Below are 2,077 nucleotides of genomic sequence, written 5' to 3'. Positions count from 1 at the left end.
CCTTCTCGGCCCCCCTTGCATCCCCCCCGAAGCACCCCCGCCGGGCTTTCCATATTCCATCAACCCTCAGGGCCACATCTGCACTCACTCCGGGCAATCCTGCCGGGCCTTCCTGCTTCCGTAATTTCGCGAGGTCTGCGCGGCCTCTGCTGCGGGAGCTTCCCTCACTTCGTTCGGGTGATCTCCCTGCGCGCCGCGCAATGCCATCGTTTGCTTTCTCCCTGTATGAAAAAGTCAGGGCTGTGAGAACTCCGCAAATAGAACAGTTTCACTTTGAAATTGCTCTGACGGCTGCGTGAGCAGACGTTCGCTACGGAGGCGTAAGCACAGTTTATCTGCGCGGTTAAACGCCGAAGTGAGCGTGGCTTTAACTTTGAGAATGTACATTCTCAAAGTTAATCTGCTCTGACAGACTTGTCCGCTGGGCAGTAGTATTTCCTCTTGGAGGGTAACGCACTATTATTTTTGCGTTCCCTGCGCTGCGGAATCCGCGCGGGATATGAGGCAGGGGGAGCGCCCGGTCAGGCGCAGGATTATCTGCATCAGCAGAACCGGTGCAAGAATGAGGGCGCAGGTCAGGTGGCAGAGCTTGATCATCGCGTAGGTTTCACCAAAAAAGGCCACGTCCGGCAGGTTGTGCAGCACCAGGGTCAGGCCGCTGAGAATAAGGGCGCCGATCAGTGACGCCCGCAGACACCCGCCCACGGTGAGGCGCAGGTCCTTTCTGCCCTGCCGCCACCAGATGATGACGGCATAGGTGCTGAGCATAAGCAGGGCCGCAGCCGCATAGTAATGCCACAGGGAGGCCCGGTTGTCCCAGCCTACCAGCCCGAAGCGCACCGCAAACGGCAAATGTGCCAGGCCGGAAAATACAGCGGTCATAAGGCTTGCAGACCACAGGACACGAAACAGGCCGGAAAAAAGTTCCCGTCGTCGGTGCGGACGAATCATGGCTTGCGCTCCTTTCGCCGGTCGCGCCACAGGCGCAATGAAGCGAGGGCTGCTCCGGCCAGGGGGGCCGCCAACACAAGGTCAAGCAGGCTGTTTTCTTTTTCCATGCTGGCTCTGGCCGGGCGCAGGCTGGGCTGCCCGATGTCTACCTGCCCCTGCTGCAGCATGGCGGCTTCAATGTCTCTGAAAGGAATGGAAGAGACGTAGATGGTGTTGGTTCCACCGTTTTCCGTAAGGCCAAAAAGCTCTCCCCGTCGCAGGCTCGCCATTTCTTTGGCACGAACCACCATTTTGTTGCGGGGGCCGATGCTCTGCGCCCCGGACGGACAGGCGGCCACGCAAGCGGGCGTCTGGCCTTCCTCCAGCAGGCTTCGGCAATAATCACATTTGAATACAAGGCCGTAGCCGATATAGCGTGGCGCTATCTTGAGGTAAGGCCCCACGCCAGACTGACGCTGCGGGATGCCCCAGGGGCAGGCCCGGTGACAGGACCCGTCGCCCAAACACATGGATTCGTCAATGTAGGCAGCGCCTTGTGGACTTTGACGAGCAGCGCCTGACGGACACAGGCTCACACACTGGGGATTGAGGCAGTGCAGGCAGCGGCGCGGCATAAACACCTTATGCCCCTCGCGACGCCCCGACAGGGTGCAGGACTGGATGTACAGCCAGTTGTATGGGGTCAGACGGCTCGTGACGTCCTGTCGCTCAGACCAGTCGATGATTGGCTTCCAGGAGGGGACCGGGCGGGGGATGGGTTTCCGCGGAATGGGCAGTCCGGCAAGATTACGATCCCGGCAGGCGGTTACACACGCGCCGCAGCCGGTACAACGATCAACGTCAATGATGGTGCAGCAGTCCACAGCGTCTGTGGACAGGCGCAGGGCCATGCCTCGGGCGGGCTGAATGCCTGCCAGACCAAGACCGGCGGCTCCGGCTGCGGATGTCAGCCCTTTAAGAAGGCTTCTGCGTTCTGGTAAAAAGTCTTTTGCCATGCTGTCCCTTGAAAGGTCTTTGCCATGTCTTTTCATGGATTATGTACACATGGTACGCGGAGCAGGAGGTTCGCGTCAACGCGAGGCGGAAGAAAAACGGGGCGGCAGCGGGGCGGTCGCAATGCGCGGTC

The 2,077-nt window shown here is 60.0% G+C and carries 2 protein-coding genes; both read right to left on the bottom strand.

Annotation, left to right across the window (positions count from 1 at the left end; all coding sequences use genetic code 11):
- Positions 1-459 precede the first annotated feature (459 nt).
- Positions 460-951, bottom strand: coding sequence for a FeS-binding protein (locus V6C07_RS02830; protein ID WP_333534867.1), 492 nt, complete (start codon positions 949-951; stop codon positions 460-462).
- Positions 948-1,982 carry a 4Fe-4S dicluster domain-containing protein gene (locus V6C07_RS02825; RefSeq protein WP_333534866.1) on the bottom strand — a complete coding sequence of 345 codons (1,035 nt, stop codon included), beginning with the start codon at positions 1,980-1,982 and terminating at the stop codon, positions 948-950. Before V6C07_RS02825 ends, V6C07_RS02830 begins: the two co-directional genes overlap by 4 nt.
- Positions 1,983-2,077: the final 95 nt, after the last annotated feature.

It is taken from the genome of Desulfovibrio sp. 1214_IL3152 (assembly GCF_036763055.1).
Taxonomy (GTDB): domain Bacteria; phylum Desulfobacterota; class Desulfovibrionia; order Desulfovibrionales; family Desulfovibrionaceae; genus Desulfovibrio.
The sequence above is the reverse complement of the archived record's forward strand: the minus strand, read 5'-3'. Positions and strand labels throughout refer to the sequence as shown.